This is a genomic window from Stenotrophomonas sp. (genome assembly GCF_032061965.1).
Taxonomy (GTDB): domain Bacteria; phylum Pseudomonadota; class Gammaproteobacteria; order Xanthomonadales; family Xanthomonadaceae; genus Stenotrophomonas.
Genome location: NZ_DAMBEF010000002.1, coordinates 114189 through 133823, shown reverse-complemented (window position 1 = coordinate 133823; position 19635 = coordinate 114189). Strand labels below are relative to the sequence as shown.

At 63.3% G+C, this 19635-nt stretch carries 15 protein-coding genes; 6 read left to right on the top strand and 9 right to left on the bottom strand.

The features are described 5' to 3' along the window. Positions 1-175: 175 nt before the first annotated feature. From RT460_RS01815 to RT460_RS01790, 6 genes are all read right to left on the bottom strand, one after another. A complete protein-coding gene (locus tag RT460_RS01815) occupies positions 176-565 on the bottom strand; it encodes an EF-hand domain-containing protein (RefSeq protein ID WP_313316798.1) in 390 nt (129 codons plus the stop codon). A gap of 223 nt (positions 566-788) precedes the next feature. After that, a complete protein-coding gene (locus RT460_RS01810; protein WP_313316797.1) occupies positions 789-1169 on the bottom strand; it encodes a hypothetical protein in 381 nt (126 codons plus the stop codon). 55 nt (positions 1170-1224) lie between these two features. Next, positions 1225-1971, bottom strand: a complete 747-nt coding sequence (locus RT460_RS01805; RefSeq protein ID WP_313316796.1) for a M15 family metallopeptidase — start codon at positions 1969-1971, stop codon at positions 1225-1227. After that, positions 1925-3478, bottom strand: coding sequence for a serine hydrolase domain-containing protein (locus tag RT460_RS01800; RefSeq protein ID WP_313316795.1), 1554 nt, complete (start codon positions 3476-3478; stop codon positions 1925-1927). Before RT460_RS01800 ends, RT460_RS01805 begins: the two co-directional genes overlap by 47 nt. 61 nt (positions 3479-3539) lie before the next feature. Then, on the bottom strand, positions 3540-6533 hold the full coding sequence (locus RT460_RS01795) for a TonB-dependent receptor (protein ID WP_313316794.1): 2994 nt from the start codon (positions 6531-6533) through the stop codon (positions 3540-3542). Positions 6534-6581: 48 nt separating this feature from the next. Next, entirely contained in the window at positions 6582-8015 is a 1434-nt protein-coding gene (locus RT460_RS01790; protein ID WP_313316887.1) for a transglutaminase domain-containing protein, read from the bottom strand. A 193-nt stretch (positions 8016-8208) separates the two neighbouring features. Here RT460_RS01790 and RT460_RS01785 point away from each other — a divergent pair, with 193 nt between their 5' ends. The 5 genes from RT460_RS01785 to RT460_RS01765 all read left to right on the top strand — a co-directional run bounded on the left by RT460_RS01785 (position 8209) and on the right by RT460_RS01765 (position 14878). Beyond that, on the top strand, positions 8209-9660 hold the full coding sequence (locus RT460_RS01785) for an SH3 domain-containing protein (protein ID WP_313316793.1): 1452 nt from the start codon (positions 8209-8211) through the stop codon (positions 9658-9660). Then, positions 9657-10754: a dipeptide epimerase gene (locus tag RT460_RS01780; protein WP_313316791.1), complete on the top strand. Its 1098-nt coding sequence runs from the start codon at positions 9657-9659 to the stop codon at positions 10752-10754. The genes RT460_RS01785 and RT460_RS01780 overlap by 4 nt, the downstream gene beginning before the upstream one ends. Positions 10755-11887: 1133 nt before the next feature. After that, entirely contained in the window at positions 11888-12736 is an 849-nt protein-coding gene (locus tag RT460_RS01775) for a MurR/RpiR family transcriptional regulator (RefSeq protein WP_313316790.1), read from the top strand. A 16-nt stretch (positions 12737-12752) separates the two neighbouring features. Continuing rightward, positions 12753-13532 (top strand): hypothetical protein, encoded by a 780-nt coding sequence (locus RT460_RS01770; RefSeq protein ID WP_313316789.1) that lies wholly within the window; start codon positions 12753-12755, stop codon positions 13530-13532. A 53-nt stretch (positions 13533-13585) separates the two neighbouring features. Next, complete coding sequence (locus RT460_RS01765) at positions 13586-14878, top strand: cation:dicarboxylase symporter family transporter (protein WP_313316788.1); 1293 nt, start codon at positions 13586-13588, stop codon at positions 14876-14878. 42 nt (positions 14879-14920) lie between these two features. Here the strand turns inward: RT460_RS01765 and yiaA are convergent, their stop codons facing one another. After that, the gene (yiaA, locus tag RT460_RS01760; RefSeq protein ID WP_313316787.1) at positions 14921-15355 is read right to left on the bottom strand and encodes an inner membrane protein YiaA; all 435 of its coding nucleotides are present in this window, start codon (positions 15353-15355) and stop codon (positions 14921-14923) included. A gap of 145 nt (positions 15356-15500) precedes the next feature. On the opposite strand from yiaA, the gene RT460_RS01755 reads away from it, so the two are divergent. Beyond that, a complete protein-coding gene (locus tag RT460_RS01755; protein WP_313316786.1) occupies positions 15501-16655 on the top strand; it encodes a PQQ-dependent sugar dehydrogenase in 1155 nt (384 codons plus the stop codon). Between the two features lie 124 nt (positions 16656-16779). Here RT460_RS01755 and RT460_RS01750 read toward each other — a convergent pair whose 3' ends face one another. Beyond that, positions 16780-17265 (bottom strand): hypothetical protein, encoded by a 486-nt coding sequence (locus tag RT460_RS01750; RefSeq protein ID WP_313316785.1) that lies wholly within the window; start codon positions 17263-17265, stop codon positions 16780-16782. A 146-nt stretch (positions 17266-17411) separates the two neighbouring features. After that, positions 17412-19586 (bottom strand): glycoside hydrolase family 3 N-terminal domain-containing protein, encoded by a 2175-nt coding sequence (locus tag RT460_RS01745; RefSeq protein ID WP_313316784.1) that lies wholly within the window; start codon positions 19584-19586, stop codon positions 17412-17414. Positions 19587-19635: the final 49 nt, after the last annotated feature.

Sequence of the window (19635 nt, the reverse complement as noted above, 5' to 3'; positions counted from 1 at the left end):
GAACCCGACGGCCGCCCCGCCCATCGATTGCATGCCGACCGGCCCAGTCGCAGGGCGCCCACCCGGCCTACCGTGTAGCTGCCCAGCCCGGGCGGCCAGAGGCCTCCCTCACTTTGGTTGGGAAAAAAGAAGGGCCGGCAATGCCGGCCCTTCCCACCCTTGCAAAGGTGGCGTTTTACTTCTGCTGGGTTGCGGCGAACTCGCGGTATTCCTCAACGGTCAGCTTGCCATCCTTGTCGGCATCGGCCTGGTCGAAGACCTGGGCAAGACCGGCATTGGCGCTGGATTCGGTCTTGCTGATGCTGCCGTCACCGTCGGTGTCGACACTGGCCCAACTCTGGCCACCCTGACCGCTCTGGGCCGCGGCCGAAGAGGCTTCAGCAGCACTGGCCGAAGCGTCCGCTGCGGCATCCTGCGCCTGTGCGGCAGACTGCTGCGCCTGCTGGGCCTGCGCCTGCGCTGTAGCGGCCTGGTCCTGTGCGTCCTGGGCCATGACCGGCGCGGCCAGGGCAGAACCCACGATGGCAACCAGGGCGAACAGCGGAGTGCGATTACGAATGCTCATCAGGTCTTCCTCATCTGTTTTGGAAAGCGCGGTGTTTTCCGCACGGCCCCACCCTGACAAGGTCCAACTGAATGGAAGTTCCGCCGCAGATCGTCGGCAAACATCCTGTTAACCACTTCAACGAAAACTGCCGTTACCGCACTGGTTAGCGGTAGATGAAGTGATCGTAAGCAGTGGATTCAACTGTTCCGCTGATCGCGCCTATTGCTGCCGCGAACGCGCTTCAAGCTGCATCCGTGGTGTCTTCGGCGCTGCCTCTGGAACTGAACAGCCACCAACCTAGCCCTACGCCGACCAGCACCCCGACAAGTTCAAACAGTACGCGCGTGCCCAACTGGTCCGGATCATGGATGGATGCCAGCGCCAGCTTTGCGTACAGCGGTGACTCCAGGCGCACCATTCCCAACGAAAAAAGTTTCCAACTGTCCACGCCCGCGGCGATGGCCGCAGCGATCAGGCAGACAAAGCCGATCACATGGCCATGTGACAGGCCCAAACGCCGGGCCAGTTGCCATAGCAGGGCAAATATCGCAAACCCAATCGCGAACGCGATCAGGCCCGCTTCGAATGAGCCCAGCAGGCCATAGTGCAAAACCAGATTCATCGGCGCGGTGCAGTGGAGAGCGGACGGGAACGCAGTCTACCCGTCCGCACCCCAGCTAGCGCACCGGGAAGTCGTAAGACGTGGTCGGCGTGGGTTCCGGTTTGAACGTGTAATGCCACCATTCCATCGGATAGTTGGCAAACCCTTGTGCCTGCATGGCATCGAGTAGCAGCTGGCGATTCTGCTTCTGTGCGGCAGTGATCTGCGGGTTGGCGGTATGCGCCAGCGGATCGAAGCGGTCAAAACCCGTGCCCATGTCGACCGCGGTGCAGTCGCCCTTGCGGCAATCCAGCACGCCAAGATCCACCGTTGCGGCCCGGCTATGCCCGGAGGTCTCGGCGATATAGCCGTCCAGCAGTTGGCTCTTGTCGACGTTGGGGTAGTAACGCGGCTTGGCTATCTGGTCACCGGCATCGTGCACCCATGCCACGAAGGCTTTCACCGAGTGCACCGGGCGATAGCAATCGAACACCTGCAAGCGGTAGCCCTGCGCACGCAAGCCCCGCTGCACGCGCGCCAAGGCCTGTGCCACCGGCTGCAGCAGATAGCAGCGGGGTGCTTCGTAGCCTGGCACCACGCGCCCGGTGAAGTTGTCGCTGCCGGCATAACGGATATCCAAGGCGATATCCGGCGCCAACGTCGTGACATCGACAATATTGGCCTGCCCTGGTGTGCTGGCTGGCGAGACCTGCACGGCTACCGGCGTTTGCGCCGACAGCGACAGCGGCACGAGGACCAGCAGGACGAACAATGGCCTAGCGGCAATCGCCAAGGCGTTGGAATTCCAGATCGGGGTAGTCATAGCTGAAGTCGATATCCGGGTCGATGGCACGTAGCTGCAGCAACGGATGGGCGGCGTCGCGTTTGAGGTCCAACCAGGCATCGGCATCTTCACCCAGGCCCTGCCAGGCCACGTAGAGGCGGTTGCCCGTTCGCATCACCTGACCGGTCATCCGCGGCGATTTGGCCGACGCAAACTGCAGCTTGCCATCGCGCGGGCACAACGTCACCTCGCCAAACCACGGGTCCTTCCATACACCGACCATAGCGCCAAGATCGCCAACGCTGGCCGGACGCGCTGCAGGCAAGGCCGGCCGCACATGCCCGGCAGAGCGACGTTGTGCCTTTGTCGCGTCGATCAATGCGGCGTAATGCAGCACATCCTCGTTTGCGGTCGGTGCGGTGTAGTGCTTGAGCGCGGCCTGCATCAGCGCGGTGCGCGCGTCCTCGCCTTCGCCATTGATCAACAGCACCACGCCAGTTTTGTGATCCGGCAGCAGTGCCAGCGAGGAATACATGCCGGACAACGTTCCGGTGTGCGCGACTTTCCATTGCCCGTCCATGTCGGACAGGCGCCAGCCGTAGCCATAGGCGTAGAAGTGCGTGTTGTCCCAGTCGCGCAAACGCTGGCTGATCGGCATCGGCATATGCGCTGTCCACAGCGCCTGGCGTTGCGCGGCATCCAGCCAACCCGGCGCCTGTGCCGGGTCCAGCAATACCTGCATCCAGCGCAGCATGTCGTTGAGACTGCAGCGCACGCCACCGGCCGCCATCGATGGAAAGTCGTCCACCTGCGCCGAATCACGCTCGGCCGGGACATTGCGGTTGCCTTCACGCTGGTGTGGCTGAGCAATGTTGTCCACTGCCTCTGGCGACCAGGCACCCACCTGGCAACGCTGCATGCCCAGCGGCTGGAAGATTTCCTCGCGCACCAACTGCGCGTACGGCTTGCCACCGGCGACAGCGGCCACTTCACCGGCCACTACGTACAGTAGGTTGTCGTAGGCATAGTCACTACGGAAGCTGCCGGTTGGCTTCAGATGCGCCAAGCCGGCAATGATGTCGCTGCGGTCGAAGTTGTTGGGCTCGGGCCACAGCATCAGGTCACCGGCCCCGAGGCCTAGACCACTGTTGTGGATCAGCAGGTCACGCACCTGCATATTGCGCGTTACCCAGGGGTCCTGCATGCGGAACTGCGGTAGATGCCGGGTGACAGGATCGTCCCAGCGCAGCTTGCCGGCCTGCACCAGGCGCGCCAGCACCGCCGCTGTCATCGCCTTGGTATTGGAAGCGATCTTGAACAAGGTCTCGTCGTTGATCGATGCAGCCTCGCCGGCGACCAGCTCACCGCGCGTGCCGCGGTAGATAACCTTGCCATCCTCGATCACACCCATGGCAATACCGGGCAAGTGATAGCGCTGCGTCGCCTGGTCGAGCAGGGCGTCAAAGCGCGCTTGATCGCCCTCCGCCGCGGTGGCCGAGCCAGTCAGCAGCAAGCCCGCTACAACCCACACGCTTCGCAGTTTCATGCCGTTTCCTCTTTCCCAAACGCGGACGGCCCGCCGAAGCGGGCCGTCCCTACAAGCTACATCAGAAGTTCCAGGTCACAACCAGGTTGGTGTAACGCGGCGCCTGCCAATTGGTGCCCTCACCGAAGTAAGACATCTTCGTACCCGGCGTGCTCTCGTAGCGGGAGTGCACATTGACCACCGTCTGCCGATTGAGCAGGTTATAGACTGACAGGCGTGCCGTCAGATCGACACCGTCCACCGGCAACGTCCACATCACACTGGCACCGAGGTCGATCACCCAAGGCATACGGCCAAATGCACCCCGCCCGGAATACTCCAGCTCACGGTTGGCCCAATCCGAACAATTGGCTTTGCACAGCCAACCGGAGCCACCACCACTGTATTCACCCGGGCCACCGGCATTGCGGTTGTCGTTGGGCCACACCACGCCGAACGCGGTGATCGGGCCACCCGAGCGGGCCGTCAGCGTGCTGCCGAAGGACCACTGCTCGTTCAACTTGTACGCACCGCGCAGCTTGAACTGGTGGCGGGCGTCATTGAACGTCACGCCGAAGCGCTCGTTGACCGCCGGGTGATCGTAGTACTGCACCAGGTTGGTGTCGTTGTAGCCGGTATCGGAATTGACCGGCCCTTCGATGTTGCCTTCGCTCTTGGACAGCAGGTAGCTGGCATTGAATGACCACTTGTCATTCCAGGCGCGGTCGATCTGGAACTCAAGCGCCTTGTAGGTACGCTTGGGTCGCTTGTACCCCATGATGGTGCCGCTGCCCAAGGCCTTGTAGCCGTCCTTGGACGAATCCAGCGTCACCCAGCTATTGGTATCCGGACACCACAGCTGATTGGTTTCACCCGGGTTGATGATCGGCCAGTCTCCCGAATACCAGTCACAGCCTTCCACATGGTTGATGCGAGCATCTTCCACGGCACGCGTCATACGACGGTAGGTTGCGTTGACACCGTACGACCATTCCTCGTTGATTGCCTGCTGGAAGCCCAGGATGTACTCGTCCTGGAACACCTGCTTCAAATCGCGTGCCACCGCGGTGCGTACATCCGTGGGGGCTGGGGCATTACCTTCGGTGTTAACCGGCCCGATCTGCTGGCCGAGCACCGGTACCTTGTAGGTATTGCCGTTGGAGTCCTGCCTCTGCTCCCAGCCATCGAGCGCGTAGTAGGTGTGTTCATCGGTGGTACCGCCACCGAAATAGTCGGTAAGCTTATTGGTCAGCGGCGTGTAGTAGCGACCCGCATTACCGAACACCTTCATCGAACCATCACCCTTGACGTCCCAGCTGAAGCCCAGGCGCGGCGAGATCATGTCGTTGAACTTGGACTTGGCGAAGGTGGCGCCCGAGGCCAGCTTGTTGTGGAACTGGTCGAAACGCACACCAAGGTTCAACAACAGGTTCGGGGTGACGTTCCAGTTGTCTTCCAGGTAGAACGCCTGCGCCTTGGTGCTGACCGGAGCACCGGTGACCTTGTAGCGCGCGTCGATGATGTCGGTGACCCCCGGCGGCAGTACCGTGCCATTGACCGAAGAGCCCGCCTCGACCGAGAGCACCTGATACATGACGCCATCGCCTGGATAGAGCGTCGAGCTGTTCGAATCCATCACCTCCTGGTCCAGGCCGAAGCGGACCAGGTGATCGCCCAGCGTCCATTCAAAGTCCAAGCGCGCTGCTTCACGCTTGTCTTCACGGTTGCTGATGGCGGTATTGGTCGGATGGCACCCCACGCCTTCCTGTTCGCCATATATCTCGGTGTAGCTGGACGCCACCGTGAAGATGCTGCATTCGCCATCCGAAGGGCTGTCACTCACCGCGCTGCGCTTGTTGACGCCGTACATCGCCTTGGCAACGAAGTTGTCGCTCAGATGCCCGGTGTAGGTCAACGACCAGTTATCGCCACCGGAGGATCCACTGCTCTGGCCGCTGGATTCACCAAAAATGTTGGTGCTCCAATCGTAGTCGTCGTAGCTGGTGGTCACTGAATCCGTCTTGTCGGAGAAAGCGAGCAGCTCCAGCTGGTGGTTGTCGTTGATGCGCCAATCGAGCTTGGTACCCCAGAAATCATTGTTGCTCTTTGTCTTCCATGCTTCGGAGTTATCGAGATCCTGCGACTTGCTGTCGCGGTTCTCGTACATCGCAAAGAAGAACAACTTGTCCTGCATGATCGGACCGGACGCCCACACATTGGTCTTGGTCAACGGGGCGCGATCGCGGCTGGTACGGTTACGCTCGTCAATGGTGCCATCGCTATGGAAATGATCCTTGCGGTCCGAAGCCCATGCCGACGGCTCCATGGTGACCTGCACGCCGCCCTTGAATTCATTGCCCCCCGAACGGGTGATGGCATTGATGACGCCACCGGTACTGCGACCGAACTCGGCCGAGTAACCACCGGTCTTGATCTGGAACTCTTCATAGAAATTGAAGGGAACCGTCGAAAAGCCCTGGCGGCGATAGGGATCGGTGACGTTCAGGCCGTTGATATAGGCCACGTTCTCGGCCACGGAGGAACCACCAAAGCTCAAACCACCAAAGCTGGAGCCAGAGTCCACTACGCCGGGTGCCAGCAGCGCGACCGCGGCGACACTCTGGTCCACCGGCATGCGCGCCAGCTCTTCACGCTTGATGTTGAACGACGATTCTGTCGAATAGACGTCGACCCGGTTCACGATCTTGGAGCCGGTGACCTGCACCGAATCCAGAGTCACCGCACCGCTGTCGCTACCACCGAGATTGACCGTCGTGGTACCGCCCAACGAAACACTGACGGCGACCGGTTCCTTGTCGGAAGCGCCGCCTCGGCTGACCTGCAAGCTGTAGTCACCGACGGGCAACTGGCTCAAACGATAGGAACCGTCAGCCCCCACCGTGATGCTGCGGGTCAGGCCCGTAGACTTGTTGACGATGGTGATCTGGTCACCGGAACTGGCACGGCCGGCGATGGCGCCGGTTGCGCTCTGTGCCAGCACGCTTGGCGCAACGGCCACCAGGCACGCGCCCAATGCGACGGACAATGCCGCCTTCTTCAACATCTTGGTATTCATCCCCTGCTCTCTCCTGCAGATAATGGAAGTACAACTGGAAACAGCTGTTTACTTGCTCGCTGGCAGAACCTGCCATTGGAAGTCGTATTGCCACTGGTTGAAGTAAAGGTTCCCCCCTTCCCACTCAACCTCACCTCGTTGCAGATCAACGGTCTCCGAACGGAAGTGCTGCTTGGCAGGCACGAACGCGCGCGAGTAGTCATCGTTGAATGCGATGCGGTAGGCATCCAGCCCGCCGAAATAGAAATCACGTTGCGCCGGGTTGTCGCTGTCCAGCGCACCGGTGCTTACATCCATCGGCACCCAGCCATAAGGCGCCAGGTAGACCGCACCCCAATCGTGCAGGTTGCTGTAGCCAACCTCGTTGTCCGAATAGACCATGCCCGACTGCCAACGCGCTGGAATGCCGTTCATGCGCAGCAGCGAGATCAGCAGCAGCGTCTGCTGCCCGCAATCGGCGTGTCCGGCGTGCAGGGCGTAGTCGGAGATATTGCTGATCGTCGAGTATTCGCGTGCGCCTCCCCACGGGATCGCGTCCACCGCGTCGAACAACTTCTTGGCCACGCGGTAAGGATTGGTTTCCGTTCCCACCACGCGGCGCGAGAATTCGCGCATGGCCGGCGTGAACACCACATGCGGCGCACGCTCACGCAGATACGCCGCGAGCGCCGGATCACTTGGCGTGGGCTGCACCTTGTCCGGGTCGATGATGAAACGCCGCGCTGAAATCGTCAGCTCGTAGCTGACCGAAAACTCGGTCGGGCTCCCCGCCACCGCCTTGCGCTCAAGGTAGGCGGTGCGTTGCAGCGTATCTTCCGGCGCAACCTGGGCGCCGTCGGGGACACTGCCCAGCCACTGAATGTTGTCCTGTTGCCCCGGGATAGCGCGCGGATAGGGAATCCACGCCCGCACGGTCTGCCCGGCGGGCACCGCGTCAGCATCCACCTTGATGGATTGGGTCACGCGGATGCGACGCGGGGTAACGCTGGACTGCTGGCTCTGCTCGGAAGCCTGGATGACTTCGCCATGATGCGGACCCAGCCGCTCGTACGGCCCGGGCCGGGAGATGCGCTTGTCTGCCGGCCTGCGATTGGATGCCTCGGTACTGAGCAGGAACAGATTGCTGGGCGCGCGCTTGAACCAACGACGCTGGCCATCGATGTCCAGGTGTTCAATCAGCCCGGCGGCATCCCAGGCAGCGAATTCCTCATCGCGCAGGTCCGGGATGGACTTGCGCACGACAGCTTTGGCCTGCGCTTCGTCCAGGGTGAAGTCCAGCCGTATCCGACGCATGCGCTCCTGCTGGAACAGGTAGGCAGCGCGGCTGTCTGCGTCCAGGCTGGCGCTGGCCAAGGCCTTGTCGATCTGCGCCTGGGCACCGGCAAAATCGCCGCGATCCACCCGAGCCACCAGGTCCGGCAGCGGTGTAGAGGGCACCTCGCCCGCCTGGACGGCCCACGCAATCCCGGCGCAGAGCGCCATGGAAATGACTGTGCGAGCGAACGGGATACGGGCAAAGCAGGCAGAATCGGCGTTTGATGCCACGGCAACACTTCCACGTGCAGGGTGGTTACAGCTGTGTAACACGCACCCGATACCCGGTCAATAATTTATTCTTGCTTTCGTGGAAGAAAGGAATAAATATTCCAGAGCATCACCGAGGGGAGCTCTCCACATGTCTGCCATGCCGTCGCCATTCCAGCGCCTGCGCCACGCCCCGCTTTCACGGGCGCTGCTACTTGCCGCCGCGCTGTGCGCGGGCCCGGCATTTGCGCTGTCCCCATCCGAGACGCCCGTCCCGGCCACCTATGCCGGCATCATTGGCCTGGAAGATGGCCTGCTGGCGCCGGAAGCATGGATCGCCAAGCTGCCCCAAGCCGACGCGGTTATCCTGGACCGCGCCGCCATCGATGCGCAGAACGCCCGCATGCGCCAGCTCGATGCCTCGATCATCGACCTGCATGCACTGCCCGCGCCACTGCCACAAGTATGGGTCCGCGAGCAGATCGGCAAGATTTCCCGCGCCCCCACCCGTACGCTCTACGACGCGCAGGGCCGTGAAGTCAGCGCTGCCCAGCTGCAGGCAGTCACCGCCAACGTGGGGCTGGATGCGGTTCCGGCCACGCGTCCGATCCAATACGGCCTGGTCGTGCATCGCGCTGCACTGCGCGCCTTCCCTACCGAGCTGCGCGTGTTCAGCAGCCAGGGCGACACCGATATCGACCGCTTCCAGGAGTCGGCACTATTCCCCGGCGATGCCGTCGCGGTGCTGCATGAAAGCGCCGATGGCAAGTGGGTATTCGTTGCCAGCGAACGCTATGCAGCGTGGATGGAAAAGCGCTTTGTCGGCATCGGCAGTGCCGAGCAGGTATTTGGCTACGGCGCCAAGGGCCCGTACCGTGTGATCACCGCCGGCAAGGCCTTCACCGCACATACGCCGGAAGAGCCGCGGGTCTCCGACCTGCAGCTGGAGATGGGCGTGCGCGTGCCGGTACTGGCCGATTGGCCGGTGATGGATCCGGTCAATGGCCAGCAGGCCCATGCCGGCCATGTGATCCAGCTGCCGGTGCGTAACGATGATGGCAGCCTGGCGCTGGTGCCGGCGCTGCTGCCGCGCTCGCAGGAATCGGCCAGCGACTACCTGCCGCTGACCCAGGCCAACCTGATCCGCCAGGCCTTCAAGTTCCTCGGCGAGCGCTATGGCTGGGGGCACTCCTACGACACCCGCGATTGCAGCGGCTTCGTCTCGGAGATCTATCGCAGCTTCGGCGTGCTGCTGCCGCGCAATACCAGCGCGCAGGCAATCAGCCCGGCCTTGAACCGCGTGCCGTTCACCGACAAGGACAGCAAGGCCAAGCGCAATGACGCCATCGCCAAGCTGCAGGTCGGCGACCTGATCTATATCCCCGGCCACGTGATGATGATGCTCGGTCAAGCCAATGGCATGACCTGGGTGATCCACGATACTTCCGGTGGCAGCTGGTTCGATGCCAGCGGCAAGCGCGTGCATGCCAGCCTCAACGGTGTATCGGTGACCCCGCTGCAGCCGATGATGGCCAGTGATACCGCCAGTTACATCGACCGCATGACCAACATCCAGCGCATCCGCCTGCAAGACACCAAATGAAGATCACCGATATCGAACTGGGCATGCTTCGCGTGCCGCTGAAAACCCCGTTCAAGACCGCGTTGCGCACCGTGGAAACGGTGGAAGACATCGTGGTGATGGTACGTACCGACAGCGGCAACACCGGTTACGGCGAGGCCCCGGCCACGGCGGTGATCACCGGTGACACGCACGGTTCGATCATCGAAGCGATCAACACCTTCATCAAGCCCCGCCTGATCGGTGAGGACATCAGCAACCTCAACCGCATCTGCGGGCTGATCCAGACCTCGATGGAGCGCAACACCAGCGCCAAGGCGGCGGTGGAAATCGCCATCTACGATCTATGGGCGCAGCTGCACGGCGCACCGCTGTACCAGATGCTGGGCGGCGGCGACCCGGTGATCACCACCGACATCACCATCAGCGTGGATTACATCGACAAGATGGTGGCCGATTCGCTGTCCGCATTGGACCGCGGCTTCGAGTCGCTGAAGATCAAGGTAGGCAAGGACATCGGCCTGGACATCGAGCGGGTCAAGGCGATCCATGCCGCCGTCGAAGGCCGCGCCCTGCTGCGCCTGGACGCGAACCAGGGTTGGACCGCCAAGCAGGCGGTGTATGCGATGAACGTGCTGGAGAACGCCGGCGTGGTGCTGGAGCTGCTGGAGCAGCCGGTGAAGGCGGCCGATATCGCCGGCATGAAATACGTCACCGAGCGCGTCAACACCCCGGTGATGGCCGACGAAAGCGTGTTCAGCCCGCACCAGGTGTTTGATCTCATCCAACAGGGGGCAGCCGACATCATCAACATCAAGTTGATGAAGACCGGCGGTATTTCCAATGCGATCAAGATTGCCGACATCGCCTCGTTGTACGGCGTGCCGTGCATGATCGGCTGCATGCTGGAATCCAGCATCAGCGTGGCCGCGGCGGTGCACCTGGGCGTGGCCAAGTCAGGTGCCATCAGCAAGGTGGATCTGGACGGCCCGTCGTTGAGCCAGTTCAATCCCGTGGTCGGCGGGGTGATCTTCAACGAATCGGAGATCAGCATCACCGACGCGCCGGGCCTGGGCATCATCGAGGTACGCGGGCTGGAGATGATCAAGCCGTGATCACGCAGGCGGCAACCGACCTCTCCCCGGTTGCCGCCGCCGTGGTTGCGCATGCGGAAGGAACTGAAACAGCGCCGGCAATGCCCGGCGCTGTTTTGTTTTGGGGAGTTTCCCAGCCTTCGGCATCTGCATCTGCTTCTGCTCCAGCCCCCTCCCTTGTGCGCAGCACAGGGGAGGGTTGGGGAGGGGTAGTTTTTGCTCCTGCTGTTGCTGTTGCTGTTGCTGTTGCTGCTGCCGTTGCTCCAGCTTTTGCCCTACCGGGTCCCCTTCCGCAGCGACGGAGCCGACGGACAAGACCCCGCAGGGGCGACGTGCAAGGATGCACGTCGTTTTTCGACGAGACAGGGACGTCTCGTCGAAAAATCCCGGCGGCGGAGTGGACCCGCGGCGCGCAGCGGCGTGGGCGCGGAGGCAGGGTGTGCTTTCTTTGGGCCACCTTTCTTTGCACAAGCAAAGAAAGGTGTGCTCGCGCCCCGAAGGGGAGCGAAAGCTCTTGCCTTGGCCTTGGCCTTGGCCTTGGCTTCAGCTTTCGCTCCGACTTGCAGAAAACAGCAAAAGCCAGAGCAAAGGCTTTCTCTCCCCTTCGGGGAGCGAGTTGCTTTTCTTTGCTTGTGCAAAGAAAAGATAACCAAAAGAAGCGCTTGTTCAACAGCCGAATGGCTGGTCAAGCACACCCTGCCTACGCGCCCTCCGCGCTACGCGCTCCAGGTCCACTCCGCTGGCAGGATTTTTCGACGATACATCCCTGTATCGTCGAAAAACGACGTGCATCCTTGCACGTCGCCCCACTCGGGGTCTTGTCTGCCAGCTCCGTCGCTGCGGAAGGGGACCCGGTAGAGCAACATCTGGAGCAACAGCGGAAGCAGGAGCAACTGCAGGAGCTCCCCCTCCCCAACCCGCCCGGCCCTCAGGCGCAGCCTTCAGGGCGTTCATCAGGCCACACGCCGGTGGCGTGTACACGGCCTTCTTCACCCCCTGCACTTCGTGCAAGGGAGGGCGCTGGAACAGAAGCAAAACCAAGGCTGCACCTTCCCAACGCTTCCTGCTGCTTCCGGCAAGTTCGGAGGCGAAATGCTGCTCCGCTCGCCAGTGCAATCCCTTAAAGTCCTCAGCAGACAAATACCAACACGCCCATGCCACCTCTGGTAAAAATCCGCGCCGAACGCGAACAGATGTCGGCCATCGAACGGCGCATTGCCGACTTCATCCTCGACAACGCCCACCTGCTGCGCGACTACTCCTCGCAACAGCTGGCCAATGCCCTGGATATCAGCCAGTCCAGCGTGGTCAAGTTCAGCCAGAAACTGGGCTTCAAAGGCTATCCCGACCTCAAGTTCTCCGTCGGCGCCGCCGTCGCGGCTGCAGGCAACGGCGAAAGCACACGCTGGCCGCCGGAAGACCAACCCGGCGGCTACCTGCTGGTCGCCGAAACCCTGCGCCGCGCCAAGGCCGCCGCCGAGGAAGAAACCCTTGCCGCCAATCCACAACAGGATGTGGAAGCAGCAATCGCACTGATCGACAATGCCCCAAAGGTATTCGTCTATGGCCTGGGTGATGACGGCCTGTACGCACGCGAATTCGCCATGCGCCTGTCGTTGCTGGGCATCCTCACCGTGCAGCACGCCGACCCCATCCTGATGACCGCCAACCTGTCTGCCGCACGACCCGGCGATGTGCTGCTGGTGTTCTCCGAGTTCGGCAAGCTGCCGCAGCTGTGGCAGCTCTCGCGCCAGTTCCAGGAAGTCGGCGGCAAGGTCGTCTCGATCACCCGCCACACCGCCAACCCGCTGCGTGCCCATGCCGATGCCGCCTTGGCCATCTGTGCCCACGATCCGCAGCCGCCCGTCGCCCAGCTGCTGTACCGTAGCTCGCTGCAGTACCTGCTGGATTTCGTGTTCGTGCTGCTGTGCCAGACCAACCCGGACCGGCAGCGGCAACTGGCGATGAACCAGGAACGCATCCAGCACCTGATCGACAACTGACCCGGAAACCATCGCCATGCACGCCTTTCTGCAACGCCATTGTCGACACCTGCTGGGGAGCCTGCTGATCGCCATGGCCCCGGCCGCTATCGCCGCTCCTGCAACTCCCCTGGACGATGCGCAGCAGCTGATCGTGGTTACCGCCAACGGTTGGGATGCAACCAGCGGGCACCTGCAGGCGTTTGAACGCACCGATGGTGGCTGGAAAGCCCACGATGCCGGCTTCGACGTCGCTCTCGGCCGCAACGGCAGTGCCTGGGGCATCGGCCTGCATCCGGCCCAGGACGCCGGCCCGCACAAGCAGGAAGGGGATGGCCGCAGCCCGGCCGGCATCTTCGCCATCGGCCCCGCCTTTGGCTACGCCGACCATATCCGCAGCAAGATGCCTTACCAGGCGATGCAAGCCAGCAGCTACTGCATGGATGTGCCGGCGTCGCCGCTGTACAACCAGATCGTCGATGCAAGGCAGGTGGGCGAAGCGGCGGTGCAAGGTTCCACCGAAACCATGCGCCTGGACCTGCACAACAACGGTGACCGCCGCTATCGCGAAGGCTTCGTCATCGAACATAACCCGGCAGCAGTTCCGGGCCAGGGCAGTTGCATCTTCGCCCATTTGTGGCGCGCGCCCGGTGAGGCCACCGCGGGCTGCACGGCAATGGAACCCGAACGCATGACAGCACTGCTGGCCTGGCTGTCACCCCAGGCCAAGCCGCGGTTCGTGCTGCTGCCCCAGGCCGAATACACCCGCCTGCAGCACGGCTGGGGACTGCCGGTGCTTCCAGAAGCCGCCCGTTGAGCATTTCCGCTGCAGCAGGCATCTTTCCTTTTCTTTGAGCAACGTCCCTCTCCATGACCAGCCGCGCCACCGCCAAACCTTCCAGGATCTCCGCACCGGTCAAGGTATTGATCGCGCTCGCCCTGGCTGCCCTCGTCGGTCTGGCGCTGTCCGCCCATGACCAGGCCCTCGCCCTGCGTATCGCCGATGTCCTGCGCCCGATCGGCCGGCTCTGGCTCAACGCCCTGCAGATGACGGTGGTGCCACTGGTCACCGCGCTGGTCATCGTTGGCGTCAACACCGCCAGCAATGCCGCAGCGTCCGGGCGTACGGCGCGCAATGCCATCATCGTGTTCCTGGTCCTGCTGGTGGGCTCGGCAGCGTTCTCTGCCGTCATCACCCCGCTGCTGCTGGATCTGGTGCCGCGCGATGCCGACAACATCCAGGCCTTCCGCGATGCGCTGCGCTCCCCCGCGACCGCTGCCACCCCGCTCAGCGCCGCGCAATGGATCAGCTCCTTGATCCCCAGCAATGCCCTGGCGGCAGCCGCATCCAGCGCAATGTTGCCGCTGGTGGCCTTTGCGATGTTCTTCGGCTTCGCGCTGAGCCGGCAGGAGCCCGAGCGCCGCGACCGTATCCTCGACATCATCCGCATCATCGCCGACACCATGATCACCATCGTGCGCTGGGTATTGTGGGCGGCACCGGTCGGCGTTTTCGCGCTGGTGTTCGTGGTCTGCGCCGAAGTGGGCATGAGCATCCTCGGCGTGCTGGGCTATTACATCGTGCTGATGTGCGTGATCTACATCCTGATCACCCTGCTGCTGTATGTGGTGGCGCGCTTTGCCGCGGGCGAGCGCTTCGGTCGTTTTGCCGCTGCGTTGGTACCGGTGCAGGTGATTGCCGGCAGCACGCAGTCGTCGCTGGCGTCATTGCCGGCCATGATCGACAGCGCGCGCAACCGCCTGGGCTACCCGGCGGCACTGACCTCGCTGGTACTGCCGATGGCGGTGTCGTTGTTCCGCATCACCAGCCCGGCGCAGTACATCGCCGTGGCCAGCTTCATTGCCTGGCTGTACGGCATCGACGTGCATGCCTCGCAGTACGCGGTGGCGGTATTGCTGGCAGCGGCAATCAGCATGGGTTCGACCGGCCTGCCCGGCCAGGCCAACTTCATGACCAACAACATGCCGATCACCCAGAGCCTGGGGTTGCCAGTGGAGCCGCTGGGCGTGCTGCTGGCGGTGGACACCATCCCCGATGTGTTCTGCACCATCGGCAACGCCACCGGCGGTGTTACTGCCACCGGCATCGTGGCCCGGCATACGCAGTTGCAGGCAGACCCCGAGGCAGGCAGCGACAGCTGATTGCCTGCCGCCACTGCTGCGCGCAGCAGTGGCGGGCTGGATTCATTCCTGCGGCGGCAGCGGCGGCGTGCCGTAAGCGGCGTCGGCAGCCATCACGTCGCGGGTATTCTTCTGCACGGCCACGGCGCCAAACAGCGACAGCGCGAAGGACATGCCATAGAAGCCCTTCTCGCTGAGCAGCAGGGTGGCGTTCCACAACCCAACCAACAGCAGCATCAACGCGCACAGCAGTGCGAACCAGCACAGGCTGTAATAGAGGTTGCTGACTGCGATGCCTTCCACCCTGTCGCGGACGCTCTTCTGCAGCGATACCGCCGCAAACAGGCCGAACAGCAGCAAGGTCAGGTAATAGCCCTTCTCGTTGAGCAGCATTTCCGCATTGAACAGCCCCACCAGATAGGCCACTGCCCCCAGCAGCAGCGCCGTCCATGAGGCCGCGATGAAGGCGGCCGAAGGCCGTTGCACCTGTTGTTTCATCCCCAAACTCCCTTTTTTCGACGACAGGACCCAGCAACCGTGGGCGCGAGCCACTACGTTAGGCCATTCCGGCACTGGCTCCCATCCCCCGGCGCGATGGTGTACAACCCAAACCACATATCGCTTTCCCGTATTGGAGACCCCCATGCCCCGCACCCTCCTGCTCAGCATGACCCTCGCCCTGGCCCCGGTGCTGTTCACCAGCGCCTGCGCAGCCGACCCTGACCCGGCTGCCGAAGCAGCCATCAAGCAGGCGCAATGGCCGTTCGATGCCGCCGAGGTGGGCCGCTTCAATGAACCGTGGGCGATGACCTTTCTGCCCGACGGCAGCCTGCTGATCACCGAAAAGGCCGGCAAGCTGCTGCATTTCGACCCTGCAACCGGCAAGCGCGCGACGATCACCGGCGTACCGGCGGTGGCTTATGGCGGCCAGGGCGGCTTTGGCGATGTGCTGGCCCACCCGCAGTACGCCAGCAATGGGCTGGTCTATTACAGCTATGCAGAGGAAGGCGAGGACGACACCCGCGGCGCGGCCGTAGCCCGCGCCAAGCTGGTCCTGGATGCCGACGGCAGTGGCCAGCTGACCGACGCGCAGGTCATCTGGCGGCAGGTGCCCAAGGTCAGTGGCGGCGGCCACTTCGGCCACCGCTTGGCATTTGGTAGCGACGGAAAGTTGTGGATCAGTTCCAGCGAGCGGCAGAAGTTCGACCCGGCGCAGGACATGAAGAGCAACCTGGGCAAACTGATCCGCCTCAATGACGACGGCAGCGTGCCGGCGGATAACCCGTTCGTGGCGCAGGGCGCGCCCGCCGATCAGGTGTGGTCGCTGGGCCATCGCAATATTCTGGGCATCGCCTTCGACGGCAACGGCAAGTTGTGGGAACACGAGATGGGCCCGAAGGGCGGTGATGAGTTGAACCTGATCCAGCGTGGCGCCAACTACGGCTACCCCATCGTCTCCAACGGCAACCACTACGACGGTCGCGATATCCCCGACCACGACACCCGCCCTGAATTCAACGCGCCGGTGGTGACCTGGCGTCAGGTAATCTCGCCAGCCGGCTTCATCATCTACAACGGCGCGCAGTTCCCGCAGTGGCAGGGCAGCGGCTTCATTGGCGGGCTCTCGTCCAAGTCCTTGGTGCGTGTCGCCTTTGACGGTGACAAGGCCCGCGAAGCCGAACGCTTCGACATGGGCAACCGCATCCGCGAAGTCGAACAAGGGCCCGATGGCGCGATTTGGCTGCTCGAAGATGGCAGCAACGGCCGCTTGTTGAAGCTGACGCCCAAGGCAGGCTGATCGGCACAAGCCTCGGTAGTGCCGAGCCATGCTCGGCAAGGGGCTTTCCCGGCAAGGCCACTGCCGAGCATGGCTCGGCACTACCACCCCCTCCCTTTGCCACGCCAAAGGGAGGCTTGGCGGGCTAGCGCAACCGCAGCGCCAAACCTACGGCCTGCACCAGGCCATAGCTGACCAAGGCCGCCGCCAATGCCAGGGTCAACGGGCTGGCATTGGCGGCCCCATGCCCCATGCCCTGACTGAAGGCCCCCGCGTACCAGCGCCATGCCAGCCGGCCAACCAGCAGCAGGGCCAGACCGCCGCCTATCCACGGGTTGGGGATATAGCCGGGCTGCCCGTCGCGTGGCGATATCTGTGTGTGCTTCAAGGCGAACACGCCCAGACCGACACCGGACACCGCACCACCCGCCACACCCCACGCCACATGCGGCAGATAGAGCGCAGCCACCACCAGCATCACGCTGACCAAGGCCAGGATGCAGATACGGACCGTATTGCGCACGGGACGCCACGGCTGCCAGCCGAAATGCCGGCGGATCCGGCGGTAATACAGCCAGCCGAAACCGGCCGTCATCAACCAAGGTATGTAGACAGGCAGTACTGCAGGCATGAGACGTTCCCAAGTTAGGAGCGGCGTAAGCCGCGAAGCAGACCATGCAACCAACATCTGTAGTGCCGCACCATGCCCGGCAGAGGCCCTATTGGCAAAGCCCCTTGCCGAGCATGGCTCGGCACTACCTTCCTGCCGCTACAGGATCAGGGACCCAGCAGCTCGAAACTGACCGCTTCGCCACTGACCGATGAGGCAGATACCCATAGATCGAACAACCCCGGCTCGGCGATATGGTCGCCGTCCACACCGGTGAACGCCAACTGCTGCCGATCCAGACGGAACTCCACCTGTACCGAGCCACCCGCTGCCACGGCCACCTTGCGGAAGGCCTTCAGCTCCCGCACCGGCCGCACCCGGCTGGCGACCCGGTCATGCACATACAGCTGCACCACTTCCTCACCGGCCACCGTGCTGGTGTTGCGCACCGTCGTGCGGATGACAAGCTCACCATTCCAATCCAGCTGCGGTGCGCTCAACTGCGGCAGGTCGTACTCGAAGCGTGCATAGCCGATGCCGTGGCCGAATGCATACAGGGCCGCATTGGGAATTTCGCGCCAACGCGATTTGAACTCCGACATGGTCGGCAGTTCCGGCCGGCCACTGCGTGGGTGATTGTAGAAGTAAGGCTGCTGGCCCGATGCCTGGGGGAAACTCACCGGCAGGCGCCCCGACGGGCTGTAGTCACCAAACAGGATGTCGGCCAGCGCATGTCCGTTTTGCGTTCCCAGATACCAGCTGACCGCAATCGCCTGTGCGTCGCGCACCGCGCCCTGCAGGGCCAGCGCGCGTCCGTTACGCAACAACACCACCAGCGGCGTGCCGGTGGCGGCCACGGCCTCGGCCAGCGCCTGCTGTGCCGGCGGCAGGAGGATCTCCACGCGCGATTGCGCTTCGCCGCTGTAACGCTGGGGTTCGCCAACCGCCAGCACCACCACGTCGGCGCGTTGCGCAGCGGCCACCGCGGCCTCGATGCCACCTTCCAGCGGCGCTTCCAGGCCACAGCCGGGAACGACTTCCAAGCCAACGTGCTCTGCCACTGCAGCGCGCACGCCGCTTTCCAGCGTGACGTAACGCGACTTGTCGCCGAACAGCGTCCAGCAGCCTTCGATATTGTCGCGGTCCTGCACGAACGGGCCGATCAGCGCGATCTTCTGCCCGCGCTTTTTCAACGGCAACAACTCGCCTTCGTTCTTCAGCAGCACCACCGAGCGCCGTGCGGCATCACGTGCCAATGCATCGTGCTCGGCAAGATGTGACTGGTCGGCTTCGCGCGCCGGGTCGAGCGAACGGTAGGGGTTGTCGAACAGGCCGATGGCTTCCTTCAAGCGCAGGATCCGGCGCACCGATGCATCCAGCACCGCCATCGGCACTTCGCCGGCACGCACCAACCCCGCCAGATGCTGGTCGTAGAAACCACTCTGCATGCTCAGGTCGAGGCCGGCGAGGAAGGCCTTGCGGGTGGCGTCCACTTCATCAGCGGCATAGCCATGGGCAATCAGCTCCATGTCGGCGGTGTAGTCGGACACCACCACGCCTTCGAACTTCCATTCGGTGCGCAGCAGATCCGTCAGCAGCGCGCGGTTGGCGCTGGCCGGCACGCCATTGATGTCGTTGAAGGCGCTCATCAAGGACAGCGCACCGGCATCCAGTGCGGCCTTGAAGGGCGGCAGGTGCACGTCGCGCAGGGTCTGCGGCGAGATATCCACCTGTGCGTATTCCATGCCGGCAGCGACCGCGCCATAGGCGGCGAAATGCTTGGGCGTGGCCAGCAGCGAATCCGCTGCGGTCAGGTCATCGCCCTGGAAACCGCGCACCCGCGCCGCGGCGAACGCGCAGCCCAGCACCACGTCCTCACCGGCCCCTTCGGCACCGCGGCCCCAGCGCTGGTCGCGGGCGATATCCACCGCGGGTGCGTAGGTCCAATGGATGCCGGCAGCAGTCGCCTCGATAGCGGTGGCACGGGCGGTGCGCCGGGCCAGGTCAGGCTCGAAGCTGGCGGCTTCACCGAGCGGGATCGGGAACACCGTGCGCATGCCATGGATGACATCAGACGCCAGGATCACCGGGATACCCAGTCGGCTCTCTTCCAGCGCCACCTGTTGGATGCGTCGCCCCAGCTCGGCGCCAACGCCATTGAACAGCGAGCCCACGCGACCGCTGCGCACCTGCTCCAGCACCTGCTCGGCGTTGCGGACATTGGCCTCGGGGTTAACGTCGGGCGCAAACGGCCGGACCATGTCGGCAAATACGCTGAGCTGGCCGACTTTCTCGTCCACGGTCATACGTGCGATCAGGGATTCAATGCGGTCGGGGGCCACCGGCTGTCCTTCGTGTAAACGCTTTCAAGCGGGCAATTCTAGCGCCCCA